At 36.6% G+C, this 22,810-nt stretch carries 23 protein-coding genes; 6 read left to right on the forward strand and 17 right to left on the reverse strand.

The features are described 5' to 3' along the window. Positions 1–22 precede the first annotated feature (22 nt). From csrA to VK91_RS07935, 14 genes are all read right to left on the reverse strand, one after another. Complete coding sequence (csrA, locus tag VK91_RS07870) at positions 23–241, reverse strand: carbon storage regulator CsrA (RefSeq protein WP_008178850.1); 219 nt, start codon at positions 239–241, stop codon at positions 23–25. Further along, positions 241–687, reverse strand: coding sequence for a flagellar assembly protein FliW (gene fliW, locus VK91_RS07875; RefSeq protein ID WP_048392077.1), 447 nt, complete (start codon positions 685–687; stop codon positions 241–243). Before fliW ends, csrA begins: the two co-directional genes overlap by 1 nt. A gap of 14 nt (positions 688–701) precedes the next feature. After that, positions 702–1,265, reverse strand: a complete 564-nt coding sequence (locus tag VK91_RS07880; RefSeq protein ID WP_048392078.1) for a DUF6470 family protein — start codon at positions 1,263–1,265, stop codon at positions 702–704. A 60-nt stretch (positions 1,266–1,325) separates the two neighbouring features. Then, positions 1,326–2,228 (reverse strand): flagellar hook-associated protein FlgL, encoded by a 903-nt coding sequence (gene flgL, locus VK91_RS07885; protein ID WP_048392079.1) that lies wholly within the window; start codon positions 2,226–2,228, stop codon positions 1,326–1,328. A gap of 54 nt (positions 2,229–2,282) precedes the next feature. Beyond that, positions 2,283–3,875 carry a flagellar hook-associated protein FlgK gene (flgK, locus tag VK91_RS07890; RefSeq protein ID WP_048392080.1) on the reverse strand — a complete coding sequence of 531 codons (1,593 nt, stop codon included), beginning with the start codon at positions 3,873–3,875 and terminating at the stop codon, positions 2,283–2,285. A gap of 16 nt (positions 3,876–3,891) precedes the next feature. After that, a complete protein-coding gene (locus tag VK91_RS07895; RefSeq protein WP_048392081.1) occupies positions 3,892–4,392 on the reverse strand; it encodes a flagellar protein FlgN in 501 nt (166 codons plus the stop codon). 27 nt (positions 4,393–4,419) lie between these two features. Continuing rightward, positions 4,420–4,680 carry a flagellar biosynthesis anti-sigma factor FlgM gene (flgM, locus tag VK91_RS07900; RefSeq protein ID WP_048392082.1) on the reverse strand — a complete coding sequence of 87 codons (261 nt, stop codon included), beginning with the start codon at positions 4,678–4,680 and terminating at the stop codon, positions 4,420–4,422. A gap of 121 nt (positions 4,681–4,801) precedes the next feature. Then, positions 4,802–5,215 (reverse strand): TIGR03826 family flagellar region protein, encoded by a 414-nt coding sequence (locus tag VK91_RS07905; protein WP_048392083.1) that lies wholly within the window; start codon positions 5,213–5,215, stop codon positions 4,802–4,804. Between the two features lie 77 nt (positions 5,216–5,292). Next, the gene (locus VK91_RS07910) at positions 5,293–5,883 is read right to left on the reverse strand and encodes a ComF family protein (protein ID WP_048392084.1); all 591 of its coding nucleotides are present in this window, start codon (positions 5,881–5,883) and stop codon (positions 5,293–5,295) included. Further along, a complete protein-coding gene (locus VK91_RS07915; protein ID WP_048392085.1) occupies positions 5,880–7,265 on the reverse strand; it encodes a DEAD/DEAH box helicase in 1,386 nt (461 codons plus the stop codon). The genes VK91_RS07910 and VK91_RS07915 overlap by 4 nt, the downstream gene beginning before the upstream one ends. A gap of 44 nt (positions 7,266–7,309) precedes the next feature. Beyond that, the gene (locus VK91_RS07920) at positions 7,310–8,152 is read right to left on the reverse strand and encodes a DegV family protein (RefSeq protein WP_048392086.1); all 843 of its coding nucleotides are present in this window, start codon (positions 8,150–8,152) and stop codon (positions 7,310–7,312) included. A 268-nt stretch (positions 8,153–8,420) separates the two neighbouring features. After that, complete coding sequence (locus tag VK91_RS07925; protein WP_048392087.1) at positions 8,421–8,966, reverse strand: DUF3225 domain-containing protein; 546 nt, start codon at positions 8,964–8,966, stop codon at positions 8,421–8,423. 284 nt (positions 8,967–9,250) lie between these two features. After that, positions 9,251–9,925, reverse strand: coding sequence for a response regulator transcription factor (locus VK91_RS07930; protein WP_004227590.1), 675 nt, complete (start codon positions 9,923–9,925; stop codon positions 9,251–9,253). Between the two features lie 35 nt (positions 9,926–9,960). Further along, positions 9,961–11,109 carry a sensor histidine kinase gene (locus VK91_RS07935; RefSeq protein ID WP_048392088.1) on the reverse strand — a complete coding sequence of 383 codons (1,149 nt, stop codon included), beginning with the start codon at positions 11,107–11,109 and terminating at the stop codon, positions 9,961–9,963. A 165-nt stretch (positions 11,110–11,274) separates the two neighbouring features. Between VK91_RS07935 and VK91_RS07940 the strand changes: the two genes are divergently transcribed. Further along, positions 11,275–11,910 carry a YigZ family protein gene (locus VK91_RS07940; protein ID WP_048392089.1) on the forward strand — a complete coding sequence of 212 codons (636 nt, stop codon included), beginning with the start codon at positions 11,275–11,277 and terminating at the stop codon, positions 11,908–11,910. Positions 11,911–12,057: 147 nt separating this feature from the next. Continuing rightward, positions 12,058–13,113 carry an LCP family protein gene (locus VK91_RS07945; RefSeq protein WP_048392090.1) on the forward strand — a complete coding sequence of 352 codons (1,056 nt, stop codon included), beginning with the start codon at positions 12,058–12,060 and terminating at the stop codon, positions 13,111–13,113. A gap of 259 nt (positions 13,114–13,372) precedes the next feature. Here VK91_RS07945 and VK91_RS07950 read toward each other — a convergent pair whose 3' ends face one another. After that, complete coding sequence (locus VK91_RS07950) at positions 13,373–14,440, reverse strand: glycosyltransferase family 4 protein (RefSeq protein ID WP_004230902.1); 1,068 nt, start codon at positions 14,438–14,440, stop codon at positions 13,373–13,375. Positions 14,441–14,665: 225 nt separating this feature from the next. Here VK91_RS07950 and secA2 point away from each other — a divergent pair, with 225 nt between their 5' ends. Further along, positions 14,666–17,029 (forward strand): accessory Sec system translocase SecA2, encoded by a 2,364-nt coding sequence (secA2, locus tag VK91_RS07955; RefSeq protein ID WP_048392091.1) that lies wholly within the window; start codon positions 14,666–14,668, stop codon positions 17,027–17,029. Positions 17,030–17,032: 3 nt separating this feature from the next. Further along, positions 17,033–17,929: an accessory Sec system S-layer assembly protein gene (locus VK91_RS07960; protein ID WP_048392092.1), complete on the forward strand. Its 897-nt coding sequence runs from the start codon at positions 17,033–17,035 to the stop codon at positions 17,927–17,929. Positions 17,930–18,014: 85 nt separating this feature from the next. Here VK91_RS07960 and VK91_RS07965 read toward each other — a convergent pair whose 3' ends face one another. After that, positions 18,015–18,908, reverse strand: a complete 894-nt coding sequence (locus tag VK91_RS07965; protein WP_048392093.1) for a LysM peptidoglycan-binding domain-containing protein — start codon at positions 18,906–18,908, stop codon at positions 18,015–18,017. 250 nt (positions 18,909–19,158) lie between these two features. Here VK91_RS07965 and brnQ point away from each other — a divergent pair, with 250 nt between their 5' ends. After that, positions 19,159–20,478: a branched-chain amino acid transport system II carrier protein gene (gene brnQ / locus VK91_RS07970; protein ID WP_048392094.1), complete on the forward strand. Its 1,320-nt coding sequence runs from the start codon at positions 19,159–19,161 to the stop codon at positions 20,476–20,478. Positions 20,479–20,659: 181 nt separating this feature from the next. After that, positions 20,660–22,027 (forward strand): S41 family peptidase, encoded by a 1,368-nt coding sequence (locus VK91_RS07975; protein WP_048392095.1) that lies wholly within the window; start codon positions 20,660–20,662, stop codon positions 22,025–22,027. A gap of 38 nt (positions 22,028–22,065) precedes the next feature. On the opposite strand, the gene VK91_RS07980 is transcribed toward VK91_RS07975, so the two are convergent. Further along, positions 22,066–22,665, reverse strand: coding sequence for a TetR/AcrR family transcriptional regulator (locus VK91_RS07980; RefSeq protein WP_048392096.1), 600 nt, complete (start codon positions 22,663–22,665; stop codon positions 22,066–22,068). Between the last annotated feature and the right edge of the window lie 145 nt (positions 22,666–22,810).

The raw sequence follows: 22,810 nt of genomic DNA on the forward strand, positions 1-22,810 counted from the left end.
ATTTAAAATGAGCATTAATCTCTTATTTTTTCTTCAGTTGCTCTAAGAAGTTTGTTGTTGAAGAAAGAGCTTCTTTATTTTGAGCTTGTATTGCTTCAAAAACTTCCGAACGATGTACTTTTACCGTTTTTGGGGCAACAATACCTAGTTTAATTTGCTCGCCTTCTACAGCTAAAATCTTTATTTCAATTTGATCACCAATCATGATCGACTCATCTTTTTTTCGTGAAAGGACTAGCATTATTTTGCACTTCCTTCCAATGACTGCATTGGGTAACGTAATGGATAGGATTTACTATCTTGAAGGACAATTTGTTTACCGCATTTTTTTTCCATATTAATGATTAAAGGTGCAAGTAAATTAATAGTTGAATCTTGGAATGTATCCTTCATTGTTACTATAGAGTATGTTAACAACACATCCTCTTCCTTCTCTAGGTGTAGCTGCTCAAGATCATCTTCACTTATATCAAAGCTATAATCTTTTTTGAAAGCGAAAGGGTATGCAACGACAAAACCAATTTCAGGCCGCTCAACTGATTGTAATATTGCTAACGGAAGGTTTGCATCAATCGGTAGCAATACAAATTTTCTCTCCTCCTCTAATCCAAGTAAGCCATGTTCAAATGTAAGGATATCTTGTTCACCAATTTCGACTTCTCCTAAAAATTTAGTAGCAATTTTCATTTATAAACTCTCCTTTAAATGATGACATCGATGTCAACATCTGGTCTTTGTATCATTGTACCAGTTACTTTTCCTGGTGTGTATTCATGTATAGGTTTGTTCACTTTGGCGTCAATTACTGGTTCTCTTCGTTGAATATTGATATCCGTTGTACCTGGAGTGAAATTAATCTTGACGGATCCTACTGATGGTACAAATTTAACATTAAATTGTACACGGTGGGGACCGTGGTTTTGATGAGCGATATTTTTAATTACTGCACGCCCTTGATCTTTCCCTGAATTTTCCATAATCTGTCGCCCTTCTCTTGCTCTTCGTGCCATTCCTTTTATCGCCTCTTGTTTCCCTTTTTCAGCGTAATTTGCACTTGATTCTAAAGGACCGATCATTCCTATATCTCTTCTTGCTTGTGAGGAGTCGATCTTCAAAATACTTCTTGTTGTATTTATATCTAAAATAGCGGCTGGCTGTTCAATATGTTGTGTCGCTTTAGGCTGTTCAATATGCTGTTTAGGTTTAGCGATCTCAAGATCAATCTTGGCATCTATTGTCCGAATTTGTATTTGGGGTAGCCTCAAAATAATATCCCTCCTTTCAAGAAAAGCGTCTGAACAAAGTGTCCAAACGCTTTTTATATATTAACGAATAAAATCCACTAATGTTTGTTGAATGATTTTAGAACCTACCGAAAGGGCAGCCTGATGAATAGATTCATGTGTCACCATTTCAGTAATAGCCTTTGCATAGTCAACAGACTCATTATCTCTAAGCTGTTTTGTAACATTAACCTCACGTATACCTAGTCGATTTTCCATCATTTCTACACGATTTTGCCGTGCACCGATGTCTGCTTGTGCTTCTAAAACTTTATTATGCATGGCTGTAATATCATCATTTGTAGTAGATGAGGATACTCCGCCTAGCATGCTAGCAATTTCTTCACCTGTTTTTGTTGGATCGCCTAATAAATCCGAAATTTTCCCCATCATATCATCTATATTATTAAATAGATCTTTCCCTGGGGTATTCACAGAAAGCTGGATACCATCATATATTTCTACTTTTACACTCTCTTGATTAGTATTTGGGTTTATAGCACCTCCTATAAATAGAGGCTCGTTAGTTTTAGTTCCACTAAATATATAACTACCACCTATATTCGTATTTCCTACATCTTGAATTTGTTGACGAATTTGATCTATTTCTTTTTTTATTTTGTCACGATCCTCTGCTGTGTTTGAATCAGTAGCAGCTTGAATAACTAGTTCACGAACTCGCTTCATTTGCTCGCCTACCTGATTAAGAGATTCATCTGTCGAATCTAACCAGCTTCCTGCCGTAATCATATTGCGTGTGTATTGTTCTACTTTAGCTAAATCACGGCGATAACCCATTCCTTTAACCGCAATTACTGGGTCGTCAGATGGCCGAGTGATTTTTGAACCGGAGTTGATTTGGTCTTGGAGCTTTGACATTTTACCGTAGCTGTTATTTAAATTGCGTAGCATGCTATTTGAAAGCATAGATTGTGTTACACGCATTCTGAAAAAACCTCCTTCTTGTAAGTCTAAGAGAAATGTCTCTATATATTATTGTTATAGACCAACTCGGCCCATACCGTTAATAATTTTATCCAATGTTTCATCGACAACCGTAATCATACGTGCATTTGCATTATACGCCTGTTGGAAAGTAATCATATTTGTCATTTCTTCATCTAAAGAAACAGCACTTACAGAATCACGGCTTTTGGACACCATAAGAAGTTGGGATTCAGACGAGGCTGCTAAACGTAATGCTTCTTCACCATCTACACCAACTTTTCCGACAATTGCTTGATAGAATGATTGTAAGCTTGCATTATCTATATCTGCATATAATTTATGTTGCATATTGGCAAGTTCGTAAGCATTTTTACCATTTCCTTCTTCTGTTAGATTAGAAGATGCAGCTAACAGGTTGGGGTTTTTTAGGATATCTTCATTAACCTTGATTCCACCAGCACCAGTACCTTCAAAGAAAACGCCTCCTTGTACAGAAGCATTGATGATGTTTCCATTTGCATCTTTCTCTTCGAGGGTATAACCTTTTGCATGCTGAGCATTGAATTCTTTAATAAATGCATTGGCTAATTGATCTAATTTTTGTAAAGTTTCTGGGTAGTATCCTTTAATATCGCCGCCTGCACTTTGATAACCAAACGAATTAACGAGTGAAAGTAATTTACCTTTTGATGCTTCAAAGTCTTGCTGTTTAATGGCTGCTTGCGTACTAGTGACAGCACCTGCTTCATGAGCATCTAAAGATTCCAATCCTGTTAATCGTAATTCAGAGAAAGAATTTGTAATATCGTCGCCTGTCACCTTCGTGCCATTTGTACCCATTGCTGTAAATTGAGCAAAATCTTTACCGTTTACTAGATCTCTGACAACACCATCTGCGCCTTTAAATGTAATTTTTAAGCTTCCCTCTGCAACCTCTGATGCTAAACCACCAGAAGGAATACGTTCAATTGATACTGGGATATACTCATTTAATTTGTCGACTAAAGTATCACGAACATCATATAAATCATTTGGTACATGTCCACTAGGTTCAACCTCTTGAATCTGTTTATTAACAGCAGCAATCTGTTTTAGGATGGTATTAATTTGAGTTGTCGAAACATTAAGCTCATTTCCAATATTACCCTGAATCATTTTCAATTGTTTATCAAGATAATTAAAGGATTCAGCTAAGTGCTCCGCACGACTAATAGCTACCTGACGTGAAGCTCCATCTGCAGGCTTAGTCCCTACATCTTCAAGTCCTTTCCAAAACTGTTCGAAGGCTTTATCTAAACCGAATTCCGAAGGTTCATTCACAACATCTTCCATTTGGGCAATGGCATTTGTTCTAGATTCCCAGTACCCTAACTTATTTGTTTCTTGGCGATATTGGCGGTCAATAAATTCACTACGAATACGCTGGATAGAACCCGCTTCCACCCCAGTACCAAGATGTCCTGGATAAGTTGGTTGGTTTAATCCAGCGGTTGGAAAACCTGGCGTTGCCTGCATGTTTACTCGTTGGCGAGAGTAGCCTAGAGTATTTGCATTAGAAATATTATGTCCTGTTGTATATAAAGCTGTTTGTTGTACAAAGAGACCACGTTTACTAGCTTCTAAGCCCATAAATGTTGAGCGCATGTTTCTTCCTCCCTTGTTATGCTTGTGAATCGAAATATGATTTTTTAGATATATTGCTTGTACCTCTGACCTCGTTGCTGGAGTAGTTCATTTGCTCTGTATGAGGTCTTACTGCATCTAATGTTAGGTTGACGATTTGTAAGGATTGAAAAACGAGTTTTTGATTTAAATTATTTTGTTTTCGTAGGTCATTGATAATTTGCATTAAACGTTCGCGAACTGCTGATAGTGTTGCTTTGTCAGCTTGTTGTTCAGCAGCCTCGATGACATCCGCGACAGTTGTTTTGTCAGCTGAAGCAAGTCCCTTTGCTTCAAGGTAGTCCGTTACCTGTTTCTGACGCTGTTGCTCGAGCTTATCGATGGCTGCTACATGCGCCTGCTCGTCCTTGAGCAATTGGTCTAAAGCTTCGATATCGCCACTTTTAATAATTTCTGTTTTTTTAAAGGCTAGTTCGAGTAAGCTTTTATGCATTCTCTCTAGCATTGTTAGTGTAGAACTAATTGCTTCTACAGACATATCGTTATACATCCTTTCTGCTATTCCCTAGAAACGATAATATTTCAGCATATCCTCTGCCACTTTACGCGCATCTACTTTGTATTCACCAGAAGCGATATCCTTTTTTAGCTGTTGAACATGTTCCGCTCGCTCTGTACTGTATGTTGAAACACCCTGCATTTCCTGTGCTGCCTTGGAAATTTCAATTTTATCAGCAAAAGATGCTTTGTTTGTATCTGATTTCACATTGCGTACTTGGTTTTTATAGGCGTTTACTGCATTAATACCATAAGATGTAATTTTCATTTCAATACCCCCCATCGCTAAATCCTATCTTACTATTATTTCGGATTGTCTCACATAATGTTAAGTTTCAACATAGAAAAAAGTGTGCTAATTTTGTTTAAAATTAACACACCCCCAATTATTAGCGTTTTCGGTCTGCATGATAGGTTACACGATCACGCTGCTCTACACTGTCGCGGAATTCCTTAGCTGCTTCAAATGTACGTAAGTCTGCCTTTAATTCATCCTGGCATTTTGCACAAAGTTTACCGGTTGTTGTCAGATGACCACAGTTATCACATGGATAGCCAAGGTTAGGGAACATAGCTGGCTGCAGGCGGCCTTTACGAACCCATTTATACAATAGCTCCTCGGCTGCTCCCGTTGCTTCTACAATACGTTCTACTGTTGCCGCGCGGTTTTCACGTTTACGTAAGAAACGATAAACGATTTGATAAAGCTCCTCCTCTGATTGTGCACACTTATGGCACACTTCTCGGACTCCTGTATAATTAAAAAATTCATTACATTTCGGACAATTACGAACCTCTGCCATTGGCCTTTCCTCCTCTTTCTAGAAAACTTATCTACGAATACTGTTCATTAACTATTATACATAATGTATTGGTATTTTCATCCTTCAATTAATGTGAAGTATTGGACATTTTTAGCACCTGCCTGCATTAAAACATTTTCAGCATGCTGTAGAGTTGTCCCTGTAGTTTTTATATCGTCAAAAAGAAGATAATTTTTATGTTCAACTTGTGCTCCCTCCTTTAAGCAAAAAAGTGGAGCTGCCTGCATTCGCTGCTCTCTATTTTTGGAGCTTTGCGTTTCTGTCGTTGTCTTTTCTAATAATTGAATAAAGGGAATATGAGCCGCTTTTAATAGTTCATCAGTATGCGAGAAAGTACGCTCCTGTTGCTTGAGAGGATGCATCGGAATGGGGAGAATAATTGCTTTTTCTTTATTGAGACGATCATAGAGCTCCTGTCGAAATACCTTGGCAAGAGCCACATCTTGAAGAAACTTTAACTGGTGTAAGTAATCCTTCATCGCCTGATTATATTGATAAAGGGATGTAGCAGATTGTGAAGGTACAAAACGAGCGGCACATCTTTCACATATTGTCGGTAAGAATTGTTTGGTTAGAATCATTTTCCAGGAAATAGTTATTTTTAACGGCTGTGTGCATATTAAACAACGAGGTTCTATTTTATTCATTCAGAAAATCCCTTCTTATTATAAAATTGAATTTTTGCGCATGCCTCATCCATCTCTGCCGTAATACCGTGATGAAAGAATAGGACATCCCCATTAGGAAATTGAACATTTCGCCCAACTCGACCTGCAATCTGAACGAGAGCATTTGCAGTAAAAATCAATGACTCTGCCCCTATAACAGCCACCTGTACATTGCTGATTGTAATGCCTCTTTCTAATATCGTAGTGGTTAATAAGCCCGGAACTGCTTTATTTCGTAGCTTTAACACCTTCACCTTCCGCTCTGGGTCAGCTGCATGCACAGCTAATATGTCTTCATTTAACCCTTGAAAAAGAGGAGTTGCACGTTTCATTAAGTCAATTGTCGGGAAAAACAGTAAAAAGGGTTCCTTTTGGTGTAAGCGCTCCTCCACCCACTTTTTTAACCTTTTAGGGATTTTACCTCGCTTAAAGCATTTATCATAGCCCCATAAAGAACTTACTTGTGGGACTGGTAATGGATGATTATGATAGCGTTTTGGAATAAAAGAGTAGCTTTCTTGCTGGAAAGTATGGAGTAATGATGCTGATGGGGTTGCTGTCACAAATACCAGAGGAGCATTTTCCTTTTTAGCCTTTTCTACTGCTCTTTGTAGAGTTTCATCAAATGTATAAGGAAAAGCATCTGCCTCATCTACAATAATGACATCAAATGCCTTATCAAATCGGTAGAGCTGATGGGTTGTTGCTATAACAAGCTGTGCATAGCCATTTTGGTGAGGTGCTCCACCGTATAAAGCATGAATAACTGTATCAGGAAAAGCCTCTTGAAAGCGTGGATACAGTTCTAACACTACATCTGTCCGTGGTGTAGCAATACAAACACGTAGCCCTCTCTTTAATGCATCATAGACAGTAGGAAAAAGTAGCTCTGTTTTGCCTGCACCGCAAACTGCATGAATTAAATGGGAGCGTTTTGCTTTCACACTTGCCAAGGTTTCATTAGCAGCCTGTTGCTGGAGTTCGGTGTATTGCCCTGCCCATTTTAATGAATGCTTGTTAATTTTTATCGTCTTGGGACCTGTCCAAATCATCAATTTTGTACAGCTACTTACTCTCCCCATTTTAATACAGTGTCGGCAGTACACACATTGTTGCTGACATTTGGAACAATGGAATTTTGTGAATAAGTGCGGGTCTGTATTGTGACAACGATTGCATTTCATAGCTGGCTTTATTGGAATTCCTTCTATTATACTGACGTATTTTCGCTTTATTGCTTTCTCAATATCTTCAGATGAAAATGGCGAATGTTCTTTTAACCAAATGCGCCCTTCATGAAAATCACGTAATGCTGGGGGCAACAACCAACCCCTATATCTCATTAAAACCTCCCCTTTCATAGAAAAAAGCCTCTACTTTTGCTGTAGAGACTTCTCACAATTCGTTATTTTTTTGTCCATCCTAATCCCATTGACCCTTCACCCAAATGAGTACCAATAACAGGACCAAAATAGCTCAATTTAAAGTTTACGTTTGGGTACGTTGCGGCTAATTGCTCTAGCCATTCTTGGGCTTCAGCAGGGCAATTTCCGTGAATGACAACAGCGTCCATCGCTGCATACTTTTTTGCATCCTCTGCTAGCAATTCTTCCGCCCGCTTTAATGCCTTTTTACGTGTTCGGATTTTTTCGAAAGGTACAATTACCTTATCCACAAAATGTAAAACAGGCTTTACTTGTAATAAGCCACCGATTAATGCAGCTGCAGAAGATAAACGCCCACCACGCTGTAAATGTGCTAAGTCGTCTACGATGAAGTAAGCACGAATAGACTGTTGCATGTCCGCTAATGCTGCAAGTATGTCTTTTGCTGAATGGCCCTCTTTCGCCATCTCCGCTGCTCTTAATACGTAAAAGCCTTGAACAGCACAGGATATTTCACTGTCAAAGGCATAAACATTAATACCTTCCACCATTTCACCGGCCTGCACTGCACCTTGGTATGTTCCACTAATACCACTCGATAAATGGATAGAAATTATCTCATCGTAATCCTTTGCTAGCTCATCAAAAAGAGCAACAAATTCTCCAATTGGAGGTTGTGTTGTTTTAGGAAATTCTTTAGCTCCACGCACCTTATCATAAAATTCAGATGCTGTGATATCTACTTCTTCTGCAAATAATTGACCCGAGATATTAACACTTAAAGGTATCATGTGAATGTTTAAGCGTGCACGTTCCTCAGCTGTAATATATGCAGTACTATCTGTTACGATTGCCGTCCTCATCCATGTCCACTCTCCTATAATTTTTAGTTTACAATCTATTTCTACTTGGTGCAATTGTTGTTGTTGTGTTGTTATTGCTGGCGCTTCGCTTTTGCATAAATGACGGAAAACAAAAAGAAATGAATGTGAAATGAATGACGAACGTCGGATTCCCGTTCTCGCCCTTCTAGAGTCGTGCTAGTAAGCTAGCTTCCATTTCACATTCATTGTCTATGTATAAATAGGCATATCTTCACTCAATTGTTATGTTGAATGAAGATAGCTTCTGTTAATTTCCTGTACTTGACTGTGAGTCGTCACCAATATAAAAGACACTTGTTACTTTCCAATCATTGTCCTCTTTCACAAAGACTGTTACCTGACGTCCTGCACTTTCATGTTCGACATTTGTCTCAAGCTGAAGTGAGTGCATTTTCATGTTGGCAAATACTTGCGCCTCATCTGATTCATACTTTGCAATTGTTACATTTTCTACTTCACGCTTAATATCAAATTGATCAAATACTTCTGATGCATATGTTTTTTCTTCATCGTATTTAAAACCCTTTGGATTTTTCGAGATTGTATTCATATAACGATCAATTTCTTCAGCATTTAATGCAGCAATATACTCATCAAAGGATGCTAAAATCGCCTTTTCATCTTCCTCTGGTACATTATCAGCCTTTTCTACGTTTCCACCCATCATTTCAAAGCCAACTGTACCATCCTCTATTACTTTATCTCGTTCTTCATCACTCATCTTTTCATCTTTATTACCACAGGCAGTTAACACTAATAAGATTAGAACTGCTAGAAAACTTTTCTTTAACATCAAAAAACCTCCCGCGCATATTGTAGCATATAAATGCTTTCGTAGGAATTTTGTTGTGCATTTTCAACATTTAAGTGCTACATCTTCCTTATGACGCATTAGGCTGTAAAATGTTGCATGAATTGCTAGTTATCATATTCATACTAATGAATAGTAATGTTACAAAATTGTGAATGACCTGTTCTTCATCAAGTTAGCCCAATACAAATTATTACCAAAAAACAATAAAAAACTGTTTTAAAAACTACTTCAATAAAAGTAGCTTTTAAAAACAGTCTTAGCAATTAGCGTACTTCAACCCAGCCATTTTTGATAGCTGTTACAACTGCTTGTGTACGGTCATTCACATTCATTTTTTGAAGAATACTTGATACGTGGTTTTTAACTGTTTTTTCAGAGATAAACAGTGTCTCACCGATTGTACGGTTTGATTGACCATCCGTTAATAATTGTAATACTTCACATTCACGCTTAGTTAGCAAATGGAATGGACGACGAATTTCAGTTTGATGGAAGTTTCCTTTATTTTCATGTTCTGAAAGTCGTTTAAATTCTGCTACTAGGTTTTTCGTTACTTTTGGATGTAAATAAGAACCGCCGTTGGCAACAACTTTAATCGCCTCAACGATTTCATCTGCATCCATCTCTTTTAACATATAACCAAGAGCACCTGATTTTAATGCATGCGTAACATATGTTTCATCGTCATGTATAGACAACATAATCACTTTTGCATCTGGAAATTCAGTAATTAACTCTGCCGTTGCTTCTACTCCATTTTTGCCTGGCATGTTAATATCCATAAGTACAACATCTGGTTCGTTTTCAGCGTATAACGTAACAACATCTGTACCATCGTCACCTTCTGCTACTACATCAAACGTATCTTCAAAATCTAAAATGCGTTTTACTCCTTCGCGGAATAGCTGGTGATCGTCTACAATAATAATCTTTGTCATTTGTCTTTACCCCCTAGATTTCTGCGACAGTTACATCATTCTACTTCTAACGGTATTTTAAATAACACCGTTGTCCCTCGATTGATTTCACTCGTAATGGTGATTGTACCATTTAAAATTTCAATACGTTCTTTCATTCCTAAAATCCCAAAGGAATGATCTTTCACTACTTGTGGGTCGAAGCCTATGCCATCATCTTTTACAACAATGTTGACGGCATCTTTTAACCATTCAAGCTTTACCCAAATGTCTTTACACTTTCCATGCTTCATGGCGTTGGTTACACATTCTTGTACTAATCGGAAAATGGATACTTCATAATTTGAAGGTATACGTTTTTCTGTACTTCTCGATTGGAAATGAATTTCAACACCTGGATTATATTCAGTCACTGTCGATAAATACTTCTTTAATGTCGGAATAATTCCCAAATCATCAAGTGCCATTGGTCGTAGATCATAAATAATACGTCGCACCTCAGATAAAGCATTACGCACCGTTTTCTTTAAATCGGCAATTTCAGCCAAAGCCTTTTCAATACCTTTTTCACGATACGTTCTATCTATTAAATCAGTGCGCATAAGGACATTTGCAAGCATTTGAGCAGGTCCATCATGAATCTCTCTTGATAAACGCTTACGCTCTTCCTCTTGAGCTGCAATAATACGTATCCCAAAATCCTGTTTCATTTTTGCTTGTTCAAGGGCTAAACCAACATTTCTTAAATCTGAAGTTAAGTAATTCAAAACGACATTTACCTGATTAACAATATGATCAGCACGTTCAATCGTATCGAGTAATCCTCTTAATCTTCTCTCTAGATCATCTCTTTTATCCCGTAGCTGTTTTTCTTGTGTTCTAATAACGGAGAGCTTTACTTGAAAATCATGTGCAGTTTCATAGGCTTCTCTAACTTGTTCTTCGGTATAATTATCAAAAGCTTTACTCACTAGCACAAGTCGTTGCTTAGCAAGCTGCGTACTTTTTTCCAATGCATCGCCATCATCAATTACGATTGATATTTGTTTTCGAACAATTTCAAGCTCTTTTTGCATATCTTCAAAGCTTCTGCGGCTTTGTTCACTTATAATAAAGATATCATCCTTTGAGCTCATGATTGTATCTAACATTCGATTAAAAATGTCATCAAGCGACTTTAAATCGAAGGTATCATTTGAAAACATAGTATACTCCCCAGTCTAATGTCTTATGATTACTTACTAATTTAATAGACTAAAATCACATATTCCATAGTCTACACCTATTATAGCATTACCATGCTAAAATTTAATGCTTTTTCTTCATGAAAATTATAGAATAGAACTCTAGTTAAAAGGAGATTGATACGAATGAGAGAAAACTATTTAACAGTAAAAGGATATGGTGAAAGCGAAATTGTCATTTCCAAATCTCGCTTTCTCACTTATATAGAACGTGCAGAAACGGAAGAGGATGCAATTTCTTTTATAGATGGTATAAAAAAATTGCATCATAATGCAACACATAACTGCTCTGCATATATTATTGGAGACCATGATCATATTCAAAAGGCAAATGATGATGGGGAACCTAGTGGTACTGCAGGCGTCCCTATGTTAGAGGTCTTAAAAAAACAAGGGTTAAAAGATACGGTCGTTGTTGTGACCCGCTATTTTGGAGGCATTAAGCTCGGTGGTGGTGGCCTTATTCGTGCTTATGGAAAAGCAACTACAGAGGGATTAACTGCTGCACAGATAGTTGAACGTAAATTGCATCATTTCATGAAAGTAGCTATTGATTATACATGGCTAGGAAAAGTCGAAAATGAAATAAGAAGTTCATCATATTCTTTAGAGGAAATACGTTATTTGGAGGGTGTTGAAATCATTGTTTCTGTGCTAAAAGAGGAAGAAGAACAGTTCCGAAGTTGGATAACAGAAATGACAAATGGACAGGCTACCATCACTTTCGAAGATGCTCAATTTGTAGAATTTATTGTCAATTAAATAGTTTTAATTGTCGAAACTAAATATGCATAGTATAATTTTTTTGTTAAGCTATTTTATTGTCCACACAATTACTTAGTAATAATTGAATAAAAGTTAGCTTCATTGCATTATTATTCCCAATAATTAGAGGAGAATATATCTATTATGAAAAAAAGATCTGTTAGTCCGACTAAAAAGAGGTCTTCTAAAGCTTCCTTAATTATAAAAGTTACACTACTCCTAGTTGCAAGCTTGGTGATTTGTGTAACGGCTTATGCTGTTTACCTTACAAAACAGGTAGAGCATGCTGCAGACTCAGCATATGAGGAATTAGAAGGTCGTCAGGTTTCTGCAAAACGCGAAGAAAGTGTAGAACCAGTACACGATAATGTATCTATTTTATTTGTCGGAGTTGACGATAGTGATAATCGAGGACAGGGGTCAGACCATTCACGTTCTGATGCACTCGTTTTAGCTACATTAAATAATAAAACTCATACAATTAAAATGTTAAGCATTCCTCGTGATTCATACGTTTATATTCCTAAAGTAGGTTATAAAGATAAAATTACTCACGCACATGCTATGGGTGGAACACTTACTACGATCGAAACTGTAGAAGAACTATTTGATATTCCTATTGACTATTATGTACGCATGAACTTTAATGCATTCATAGATGTTGTAGATGCATTAGGTGGTATTGAAGCTGAAGTACCATATGCATTGCATGAATTAGATGAGTTCGATAAGTTTACAATCAATTTAAAGCCAGGGTTACAGCATTTAAATGGAAGTGAGGCACTTGCCCTTGCAAGAACTCGTAAGCAAGATAGTGATATTGAGCGTGGCAAACGTCAACAGGAAATTCTATCTGCAATTATTAAAAAAGTGGCTTCTGTAGACTCTATCACAAAATATGATAATGTCATTAAAGCTCTTGGTGATAATATGAAAACAGATATGACATTCACTGAAATGAAGTCCTTCTTATCTTATTTATCAAAAGGCGCACCACGTATCGATTCCTTAACATTAGATGGTACGGATGATATGTCTACTGGTATTTATTATTACCAGTTAAATCAAGATTCTGTTGAAGAAGTAAAAGAGATTTTCAAAAACCATCTTGGCCAAAATGAACAATCATCAAGCCTAACAAGTGGCAATACAGGAACAGACAGTGCTGCTAGCATCGATGACAATTCAGTTATTGAATAAGACCTGTCAGACCATAGACAAACTAGTCTATGGTCTTTTTATATGACTTTTCCATCGATTGACCACCCTTTACATTTCCCCCTCCTTGTAATCGATAAACAAGCTTACTTAAGTTCTCCTTCTTTCCCACTCTCAATGTATAAAAAAACGGTTTAGAAAAAGCTTCTCGTTGTCTAGCGACTCACTGTTTAATAACTTTAATAGTAACCCTATTTAACAACAAAAAAGCAATCATACAAATTGTATGATTGCTTAAATTTTATTTACTAAATATCCGTACAAAATTTAATAATGGTTTATAGTTTTTACCAGCCAGTCCGATGACCTCTACAAAGATTTCAATAGCTGTTAGGATGACCGCTACAAGTAATATAGCTCCCCAAACCTTTGCCATAGAGAAAATGATAGCCGCTAATCCAAACATTACTGCAATTCCGTAAATTATTAGGACTGTTTGTCGATGTGTAAAGCCCATATCGAGTAATCGATGGTGTAAATGTGATTTATCTGGGTCAGACCATTTCTTCTTCATGCGAACACGACGAACAATGGCAAAGAATGTATCCGAAATCGGAACACCAAGGATAATAATTGGGATGATTAAAGCTACGAATGTAATATTTTTAAAACCAAGTAACGCTAACACAGAGATCATAAATCCTAGGAACAATGCCCCTGTATCACCCATAAAGATTTTTGCTGGGTGGAAATTATAAAATAAGAAACCAAGTGAAGCTACAGCTAAAATGGCTGCTAACGCTAAAACAAACACATTGCTCATGATAAATGCCATGACAGCTAATGTAATCAGTGCAATCGTAGAAACACCTGCAGCTAGACCATCTAGGCCGTCAATTAAATTAATGGCATTCGTAATACCGATGATCCAAATGATCGTTAATGGAATACTCAATAAACCAAAGTCTAATGTACCTAAGAACGGTAGATTAACCATTTCAATTTCAATACCACCTACAAAAACAACAATCAGTGCTGCAACTAGCTGACCAAGCATTTTTGCTTTTGCAGAAATCTCACGCATATCATCAATAACACCTGTGATTACGATTATACAAGCACCAATAATGATAGCTAATAAAGCCTCGTTACTACCATGTTTTGTATGAACTAAAAATGAGTATAAAATCGTCACGCCAATAATAAAGGCAAGGAAAATGGCTAAACCGCCAAGTCTTGGCATAATTCGAGCATGTACTTTTCGATAGTTTGGTGCGTCAACAGCACCTATTCTAAACGCTAAACGTTTCACTAATGGAGTTAACAAAATGGATGCAACGAACGCTGCTATTAAAGACACGTAAAGCATGTCTCTCCTCCTCAAATATATAATCTACATTGAAATCCAAATTGATTATAGCATGAACAAGCATTGAAATATACTTTTTCTAAACATTTTCCACGATTTCACAAATATTTTGTACATTTTAGCATTAATAGATTCCTATACAGTCAATTGTAGTCACCATAAGTAAAATTTGATAGAATAATGGTGTGTCTAGCATGTAGACAACATTAAAGGAGCGTATATTTCATGTTCTCAATTTTCAAAAGTAACAAAGAGCAAACAAGTGCTCGTCAATTAAAACGCTACTACAAAATAGTAGATCAAATTAATAATCTTGAAGAAAAGTATGTTGATAAGTCAGATGCTGAATTAAGAGAAATGACTTTTATTTTCAAAAATCAATTAGAACAAGGTGAGCCTATTACATCAATCATCCCAGACGCATTTGCTGTTGTACGCGAAGCCTCAAAGCGTGTATTAGGAATGCGTCATTTTGATGTGCAGCTTATCGGTGGTCTAGTATTAACAGAAGGTAATATTGCTGAAATGCCAACAGGTGAAGGTAAAACGTTAGTTGCATCTCTTCCCTCTTATGTACGTGCATTAGAAGGTAAAGGCGTTCATGTCATTACTGTAAATGATTATCTAGCAAAGCGTGACTTTGAGCTTGTTGGTCAAATTCATCGTTTCCTTGGCCTAACTGTTGGTCTAAATATCCCGATGATGGAAGCTGATGAGAAAAAAGAAGCCTATAATGCAGATATTACATACGGTGTGGGTACTGAATTTGGCTTCGACTATCTACGTGACAATATGGCCTATAGCTTAGCAGATAAAGTACAACGTCCTTATCACTTCGCAATTATAGATGAAGTAGATAGTGTATTAATCGACGAAGCGAAAACACCTTTAATTATCGCAGGTAAAATGCCTTCCAACGAAGAATTACACCGCATTGCTGCTATGTTAGCGAAACGATTCAAGAAAGATGAAGATTATGACTTTGACGATGAAACAAAGGCTACTTCTCTAACGGATAAAGGTATTGAAAAGGTTGAGGCTGCCTTCAATATCGATAATTTATATGACTTAGAACACCAAACACTCTTCCATTACGTAATCCAAGCAGTACGTGCACATGTTATGTTTAAGCGCGATGTTGATTACATTGTCAAAGAAGACAAAATCGAGCTTGTTGATATGTTTACAGGTCGTATTTTAGAAGGTCGTTCACTTTCTGATGGCTTACATCAAGCGATTGAGGCTAAAGAAGGCGTAACGATTACAGATGAAAATAAATCAATGGCCCAGGTCACAATTCAAAACTATTTCCGTATGTATCCAAAGCTTTCCGGGATGACGGGTACAGCGAAAACACAGGAAAAAGAAATTCGCGAAGTATATGGCATGGAAGTTGTGCAAATCCCAACAAACCGTCCGCGTCAGCGTATTGATCAGCCTGATCTTATTTTTAGCACACAGGAAGCAAAATATAAGTATGTTGCAGCTGAGGTTAAAAAACGTCATGAAAAAGGCCAGCCAATTTTAATTGGGACAACATCGATTTTACAGTCTGAAACTGTAGCTGACTATCTAAAAAGGGAAAAATTAACATTCCAATTACTTAATGCAAAAACAGTTGAACAAGAAGTTGAACTTATTTCACAGGCAGGTCAAAAAGGTCGTATTACAGTAGCGACAAACATGGCTGGTCGTGGTACGGATATCATGTTAGGTGATGATGTACACGAGCTTGGTGGTTTATATGTAATTGGGACAGAAAAGCATGAAAGCCGTCGTGTAGACAATCAGCTACGTGGGCGTTCAGGCCGTCAAGGTGATGTAGGCGAAAGCCGCTTCATTCTCTCTATTGAAGATGATATGTTCCGCCGTTACGCAAAAGAAGAAGTAGAAAAATTCTCTGCAAAAATGATTGTAGATGATCAGGGTATTATTCAAAATAAAGAGGTTCAAGAGCTTATTGACCGAACACAACGTATTGTTGAAGGTTCCCAATATGGCATGAGGGAATATAACCTAAAATTAGATGATGTTATCAATGACCAACGTACCGTTCTTTATGGACTTCGTGACAAAATTTTAGCTGGTGAAGATTTATTAGATCAATTAAAGCAAATGTTATATGAAACAGTAGACTTTGCAGTTCGTGATGCTACACCTGATGATATTCCGTCGTTTGAATGGGACTATGATGGAATAGAGGCAACTTTAAATAGTCTCTTCCTATCTCCTGTTTCCATTGATAGAGAAGTTGGGAAGGTTATACCTATTTTAGATTCCCTACAAGCGCCTGTAGATGAATTAACTGCTAAGATGGATACGTTTGCTCAAAATGAACAAGTAATAGATGTCATCCCTCAAATCATGTTAAGTAACTTAGATAATGGTTGGATAAAGCATTTAGAGTCTATGGCTCATTTAAAAGAAGGCATTGGTCTTCGCCACTATCAACAGGAAGATCCTATGCGTATTTATCAAAGAGAAGGCTTAGAATTATTCGCCAAAAACTTCCAAGAATTACGTCGTACGATCATTATAGAAATTATTGGATTTATGAAAACAATTGAAGCGCAACAGGAGGATCAATAAAAAATGGGCTTATTCTCATTCTTTAAAAAATCAGACAAAGTTGGTCAAGAAAATATAATTGACTCAAAGGACTTACTAGGAAACACTACTACAGATAAAAATAATGATGGTATAGTTGAAACCAAGCTGTCTTTCCATCCTGATTGGAATGTACCTCAGGAGCAAAAATATATCTTTAACTTTCTTGCTAATGAGCTAGAACCATTAAAACCAAATCAATTATCTCTTTCTTCCATTAGTATTGATGAGGACCGCTCTGGAAAATGGCAAGTACGAGCATTTTTCCGTTCTTCGCTTTCTGAAGCCATTGAACTTGGTGAAATCGAACTTTTTATCATGGATAAAAACGATAAGCTTGTAGCTTCTAAAAAATTTGACTTTAAAGCACTTGGCACAATCCCAGCGAAAAGCGCTCGCCCATGGGTATTTGAATTTGAAAAATCAGCTATTAAAGTTGATGAAATACCGGAAGAAGGCTGGAAACTGGCTTTCAATCTAGTATCTTTACGTGATCATCAATTAGAATTAGATCCTACCTGGGAAGAACAGTTACCAGCAGAACAAAAAGAGGAGCTTGCCAAAATTGTTAAAACGTTACCCAAATTAGGGGAAACAGAAGTAAACTTCACAGGTTTGCAGGCTAAATTTATGAATAATGGTAGCTTAAATGTCTCTATATTTATTCGTAATGGCCATAATAAGGCTATAAATTTGGAACAACTACCTCTTGAAATTATTGACGCAAGAGGAAAACAAATAGCAAAAGGTTCATTTAAAATGGATCCTATTTTAACAGTTCAACCTAATTCAACCAAGCCTTGGACATTTATTTTCCCTGCCCAATTAGTAAACCCAAAAGGCGCTGATCTTTCACGTTGGTCAGCTCGTGTAACACAATAACCTAACCCCCCCTTTCTTCTAAAAGAGAGAGGGGGGTTTTGTTAAAACAAAAAGCGATTTTTGCCTAGGCAAAAATCGCTACTTTTTATTTCACACTATCAAAACGTTTGTAGGCTACTAATTTAGAAGACCAGTAGGAGTACGTAACATCCGAAACTTCTACACCATCTGTACCCGCATGAATGAATTTATTATCTCCGAGATAAATCCCCATATGAGAAATACCTTCTTTATACGTATTCTCAAAGAACACTAAATCGCCAGGTACTGGATTTTCTACATGGGTAGTATTACCGTAAAAATAGCCTTCACTGCTTGCTCTTCCTATTTTTAAACCACCTTGATTAAAGGCATAAAAAATAAAGCCACTGCAATCAAGCCCTACAGGTGTATTTCCACCGTATAGATAGGGTGTTCCAACCAATGTATTGGCAACTTCAACGGTTTTGTTATAAATCGCTTGTCCATTAGCTGTAGGATCTTTCGCAGTTACTTTTGATGGAGTGCCCGTACCTGAAGTCACATTATTATGTATAGTATCACCATCGGGTATCACTGCAGCTGAAGAAAGCTTCAGTACTTGTCCAACAAAAATCGTGTCTTTTTCAAGCTTATTCCAATCCATTATATCCTTAATTGTCACATTATATAGCTTTGCAATTTTTGATAAGGTGTCACCCTTTGCTACTGTATGAGAACTAGATGCTGGTTTTCCAGAAGTTGATGGAGTTGCGGGCTTTACTCCCTCATTCGTTGATTGTTTTTGAATCTCAAGCTTTTGAGCTACAAAAATCGTATCTTTCGATAGATTATTCCACTTCATAATATCCCCAATCGTGACTTGATGATTTTGGGCGATTTTCGTTAAAGTATCTCCTTTTTGTACAGTATATGTTGCTGCTTCCGCTGTTTGTAATGCTAAAAATGAAGTTGCTAAAGTACTTAGAACAAGAATTCTCCATTTTTTTGTCTTTTGCATACCAAAGTGCCTCCGTTCGTGCTAGAATATTCCCTTGTGTGTCTATCATACTAGATAACTATTGCATGAAAAATCGGAAAAACTGACTATTTTTCAAACATTATAGGAAACTTATAGAATACGACGAAATCCGACTATATTGAAATACTATTTTCATTGCAAGATTAGTGTTCCTATGATAACATACACTTCTGTATTTAAAATTTTTAGAAAGTTTTAGCTTTTCAATCTTAAAGGAGTTATTATACTTATGAAAAACATCTTGCATTTCATCAAAGGAAATTTAGCAGTAGGATTACTACTATTTGCCTTGTTCTTGGGTGCTGGTAATATTATTTTCCCACCATTATTAGGCCAACAAGCAGGTGAAAACATCACTGTAGCCATGATTGGTTTCCTTATAACAGGTGTTGGTCTTCCACTATTAGCGATTGTTGCTGTTGCCAAAGCAGGAGGCGATTTACAACTGCTTGCTAACCGTGTTAGTCCTGCTTTTGGGGTGATTTTCACATCCATTGTCTACTTAGCAATTGGACCGTTCTTTGCTGTACCACGTACTGGATCTGTGTCCTATGAAATAGGCATTGCGCCATTTCTCTCTGAAGCGATGAGGGATCATTGGGCGCCACTTTTTATCACATCTATCTTGTTTTTCACGTTAATTCTATATTTATCTATTAACCCTTCGAAGCTCGTTGATCGAGTAGGTAAAATTTTAACACCTGCCCTGCTTTTTGTTATTTTATTGCTTGCTGTTAAAAGTTTTATCTCTCCTATGGGAGAACCAGGAGAAGCTGTAGGAAACTATAAAGTGTCACCTTTAGCTGAAGGCTTTGTACAAGGTTACTTAACGATGGACGTTCTAAGTGCTCTTGTTTTTGGTATCGTCATTTTACAGGCCTTGCGTGATATGGGTATGAAAGATACGAGAAAACAAGTAAAAACAACGATTTTTGCGGGGGTCGTTGCTGCAATAGGTTTATCCTTTGTCTATATCTCTCTAGGGCATATTGGTAATACAAGTATCAATGCAATTGGTATTTCTGATAATGGCGGAAATATTATTGCAAAATCAGCTGAGGTGCTCTTTGGAAGCCTTGGAAGTATTATTTTGTCTGCGACTATTTTACTAGCTTGTATATCCACAGCTGTTGGTTTATTGACTGCTAATGCACAATTTTTCCATAAGCTATTCCCTCAAATTTCATATAAAACGTTTTTAGTTGTCTTCACTATTTTTAGTACAGCTATTACAAATGTGGGACTTTCAACAATAATTAGTGCATCACTACCTGTACTATTAATCATTTATCCTTTAGCTATGGTATTGATGGTCTTGTCACTAGCTGATCATTTCTTTAAAGGTGGACAAATTGTTTATATTTTAGCGCTCGTTCCAACTTTCCTTGTCAGTCTATATGATGGCTTAAAACAAATGAAAGTTGAAATTACACCTTATGAAACTATCCTGAAAGCATTGCCAATGTATGAGCAAAATTTAGGATGGCTTTTACCAGCTATTGTTGGCGCATCAATTGGTTTTATTATTCATAAATTGATAAAAAAATAATTTACAAGAATCTACTTGCCCATAGCGACAAGTAGATTCTTTTTCTACCTCATATAAGTCCACCACTATAGCGATGGCTTCATGTATAATAAAAATTAGATACTCAATTGCATAATGTAACCATCCATTTAATACCTAATAATGATACATTCTATTTTGAGTTCTAGAAAAGAGGTGTCCAATGAAAAAGTTAATATGGTCATTCGTATTTGTTCTAGGCTTCTTCCTTCTCCCTTTTACAACTACTCACGCTGCTGAAAATGATCAACAGCTTATTAAGGAAATTAAGGAGATTGTGAAAGATACTTACGTTGGAACAATTAATGGAAATTTAGAGAAGGCTACATCCATCTCAGAAATCATGAGTATGCTTGATCCTTACTCAACCTACTTCACTAAGCAAGAATTTGAAAATTATATGAATAGCATCAACCTATCTACTATAGGTATAGGTGTGGTGATTGAAGAACACGAAGATGGAATTCATATTTTACAAGTAATCGAAGGCAGTGGTGCTTTTGAGGCTGGTGTTCAGGCTGGAGATATCATCATTGGGGTTAATGGTGAATCCATTATCGGGCGTTCTACTCAAGAGGCCTCTTCCCTTTTAATCGGTAATGAAGGGACTAAGGTGGAAGTTACATTAAAGAATAGTGACAGTTCAAAAACTACCAAAACTATTACACGTAAAAAATTCACATTACCAAATGTACAAACTGACCTACTATTTGGAAATGTGGGCTATATTTCGTTGGCTTCCTTTTCAGAGGATGGTGCACAGCTTGTTAAAAATGCGCTGATTGACTTAAAAAAACGTGGTGCAACATCGTTCATCTTAGATTTACAAAATAATGGTGGAGGTTATGTGACAACAGCTGAAGAACTAACAGGATTATTCCAATCTGCTAAAGTAGCGTATTTATTAGAAGAAGCACATAACTCTTATACCATCCCAGCAGTTCAACAAGATACAAAGTTTCCTAAAGATACCCGTATTCTTGTAAACCGCTATAGTGCCAGTGCTTCTGAAATGCTTTCCGCATCATTGAAAGACCAGAAGGCTGCTATTTTATACGGTGAAACAACCTATGGGAAAGGCGCTATGCAAGGCTTTTACACATTACAGGATGGAAGCTATTTAAAGCTTACAGTTGGTAAATTTACAGGTCCTGCGGGTTATACTATTCATGAAGTAGGCGTTAAGCCAAATGTTCAAACCACAACAGCACCTATTTTCCAGGCACATTATGATGCATTGAAGGAGAAATATCCTAAATATAAACAACTTTCCACGGTAAAAAATATAGCTGATACACAAAAATTTACAGTAAAAATTCCTGCTGGGCTTACTTCTCAAATTGCTAAAAGTAACATTCAACTGGCTGCTTTAGGAGCTAAGGAAGTACCCGTAGCAGTTAAAATTGAAGGTCGTACATTAACTGTTACACCTAAGAGTGCTTTATCACCAAATCAGGAATATATGCTACTTATTCACCCGAAGAGCAAAGATCAAAAAGGCTACTATCAGCATATAAGAATAAGCAATTAAAAAAACTGTCATCGATAATAAGTATCGATGGCAGTTTTTTATATCACTTCTTTGGTTTTCCAAAAATATAATTGTACAATATCATTTGCAAGTTCTGCAGGTAACCTTTTTTCTTCTAATAAATTCGTAATGATGAGTCTTTCTATTGAGCCTACTAAACTATCTATCATGATTTTTATATCCACACTATACAGTCGTAGATCTTTGTCACAATCATGCAGATAAATAAGGTGGATCAATTGCTGTGTCATTTGGTTTTTCACCAAATGTGCTTGCTTGGATTCAATAAAACCTATTTTTGTTAATTCAGGATTTTCAATTATGTATACAAACAAGTTCAATAACTTTTGCTCTAAGAGCGTGATAAAACCCTGTAATCCATATTCAATAATGTCAGTTGATTTACTATTCATTACTGCCAAGAATCCGCTTTGAAATTGCGCATTCAAATCGTTATAAAGGGCATCCTTGCTTTTAAAATAGAGATAAAAAGTAGGCTGAGTTACATTGGCAGCCTTTACAATGTCACTAATTTTTGTGTGATGATAACCTTTATCAGAAAATAGCTCTATCGCTTTTTCAAGTAATAGTTGTTTACTTTGTTCGCCATTTGAATTAAATTTTCTGCCTCTTGCCATACTTTCCACCTTATCTTAGTTTAGAGTAGTCATATTCCCTTTTGTATTGCTTATATAGACACACTATTCTAAATCAAAAGTAACTACAAATTCACAAAACGTACATAATTTAATCTTGATTATATACCATTTTATTATAATACAC

The sequence above is a fragment of the Lysinibacillus sp. LK3 genome (assembly GCF_001043675.1).
In the GTDB taxonomy this organism is placed as follows: domain Bacteria; phylum Bacillota; class Bacilli; order Bacillales_A; family Planococcaceae; genus Lysinibacillus; species Lysinibacillus capsici.

Excerpts from the sequence above, each read along its gene's own strand:
- csrA (WP_008178850.1), bottom strand. The coding sequence starts at position 241 with ATGCTAGTCCTTTCACGAAAAAAAGATGAGTCGATCATGATTGGTGAT.
- fliW (WP_048392077.1), bottom strand. The coding sequence starts at position 687 with ATGAAAATTGCTACTAAATTTTTAGGAGAAGTCGAAATTGGTGAACAA.
- flgL (WP_048392079.1), bottom strand. The coding sequence starts at position 2,228 with ATGCGTGTAACACAATCTATGCTTTCAAATAGCATGCTACGCAATTTA.
- flgK (WP_048392080.1), bottom strand. The coding sequence starts at position 3,875 with ATGCGCTCAACATTTATGGGCTTAGAAGCTAGTAAACGTGGTCTCTTT.
- VK91_RS07895 (WP_048392081.1), bottom strand. The coding sequence starts at position 4,392 with ATGTCTGTAGAAGCAATTAGTTCTACACTAACAATGCTAGAGAGAATG.
- flgM (WP_048392082.1), bottom strand. The coding sequence starts at position 4,680 with ATGAAAATTACATCTTATGGTATTAATGCAGTAAACGCCTATAAAAAC.
- VK91_RS07905 (WP_048392083.1), bottom strand. The coding sequence starts at position 5,215 with ATGGCAGAGGTTCGTAATTGTCCGAAATGTAATGAATTTTTTAATTAT.
- VK91_RS07910 (WP_048392084.1), bottom strand. The coding sequence starts at position 5,883 with ATGAATAAAATAGAACCTCGTTGTTTAATATGCACACAGCCGTTAAAA.
- VK91_RS07915 (WP_048392085.1), bottom strand. The coding sequence starts at position 7,265 with ATGAAAGGGGAGGTTTTAATGAGATATAGGGGTTGGTTGTTGCCCCCA.
- VK91_RS07920 (WP_048392086.1), bottom strand. The coding sequence starts at position 8,152 with ATGAGGACGGCAATCGTAACAGATAGTACTGCATATATTACAGCTGAG.
- VK91_RS07925 (WP_048392087.1), bottom strand. The coding sequence starts at position 8,966 with ATGTTAAAGAAAAGTTTTCTAGCAGTTCTAATCTTATTAGTGTTAACT.
- VK91_RS07930 (WP_004227590.1), bottom strand. The coding sequence starts at position 9,925 with ATGACAAAGATTATTATTGTAGACGATCACCAGCTATTCCGCGAAGGA.
- VK91_RS07935 (WP_048392088.1), bottom strand. The coding sequence starts at position 11,109 with ATGTTTTCAAATGATACCTTCGATTTAAAGTCGCTTGATGACATTTTT.
- VK91_RS07940 (WP_048392089.1), top strand. The coding sequence starts at position 11,275 with ATGAGAGAAAACTATTTAACAGTAAAAGGATATGGTGAAAGCGAAATT.
- VK91_RS07945 (WP_048392090.1), top strand. The coding sequence starts at position 12,058 with ATGAAAAAAAGATCTGTTAGTCCGACTAAAAAGAGGTCTTCTAAAGCT.
- VK91_RS07950 (WP_004230902.1), bottom strand. The coding sequence starts at position 14,440 with ATGCTTTACGTGTCTTTAATAGCAGCGTTCGTTGCATCCATTTTGTTA.
- secA2 (WP_048392091.1), top strand. The coding sequence starts at position 14,666 with ATGTTCTCAATTTTCAAAAGTAACAAAGAGCAAACAAGTGCTCGTCAA.
- VK91_RS07960 (WP_048392092.1), top strand. The coding sequence starts at position 17,033 with ATGGGCTTATTCTCATTCTTTAAAAAATCAGACAAAGTTGGTCAAGAA.
- VK91_RS07965 (WP_048392093.1), bottom strand. The coding sequence starts at position 18,908 with ATGCAAAAGACAAAAAAATGGAGAATTCTTGTTCTAAGTACTTTAGCA.
- brnQ (WP_048392094.1), top strand. The coding sequence starts at position 19,159 with ATGAAAAACATCTTGCATTTCATCAAAGGAAATTTAGCAGTAGGATTA.
- VK91_RS07975 (WP_048392095.1), top strand. The coding sequence starts at position 20,660 with ATGAAAAAGTTAATATGGTCATTCGTATTTGTTCTAGGCTTCTTCCTT.
- VK91_RS07980 (WP_048392096.1), bottom strand. The coding sequence starts at position 22,665 with ATGGCAAGAGGCAGAAAATTTAATTCAAATGGCGAACAAAGTAAACAA.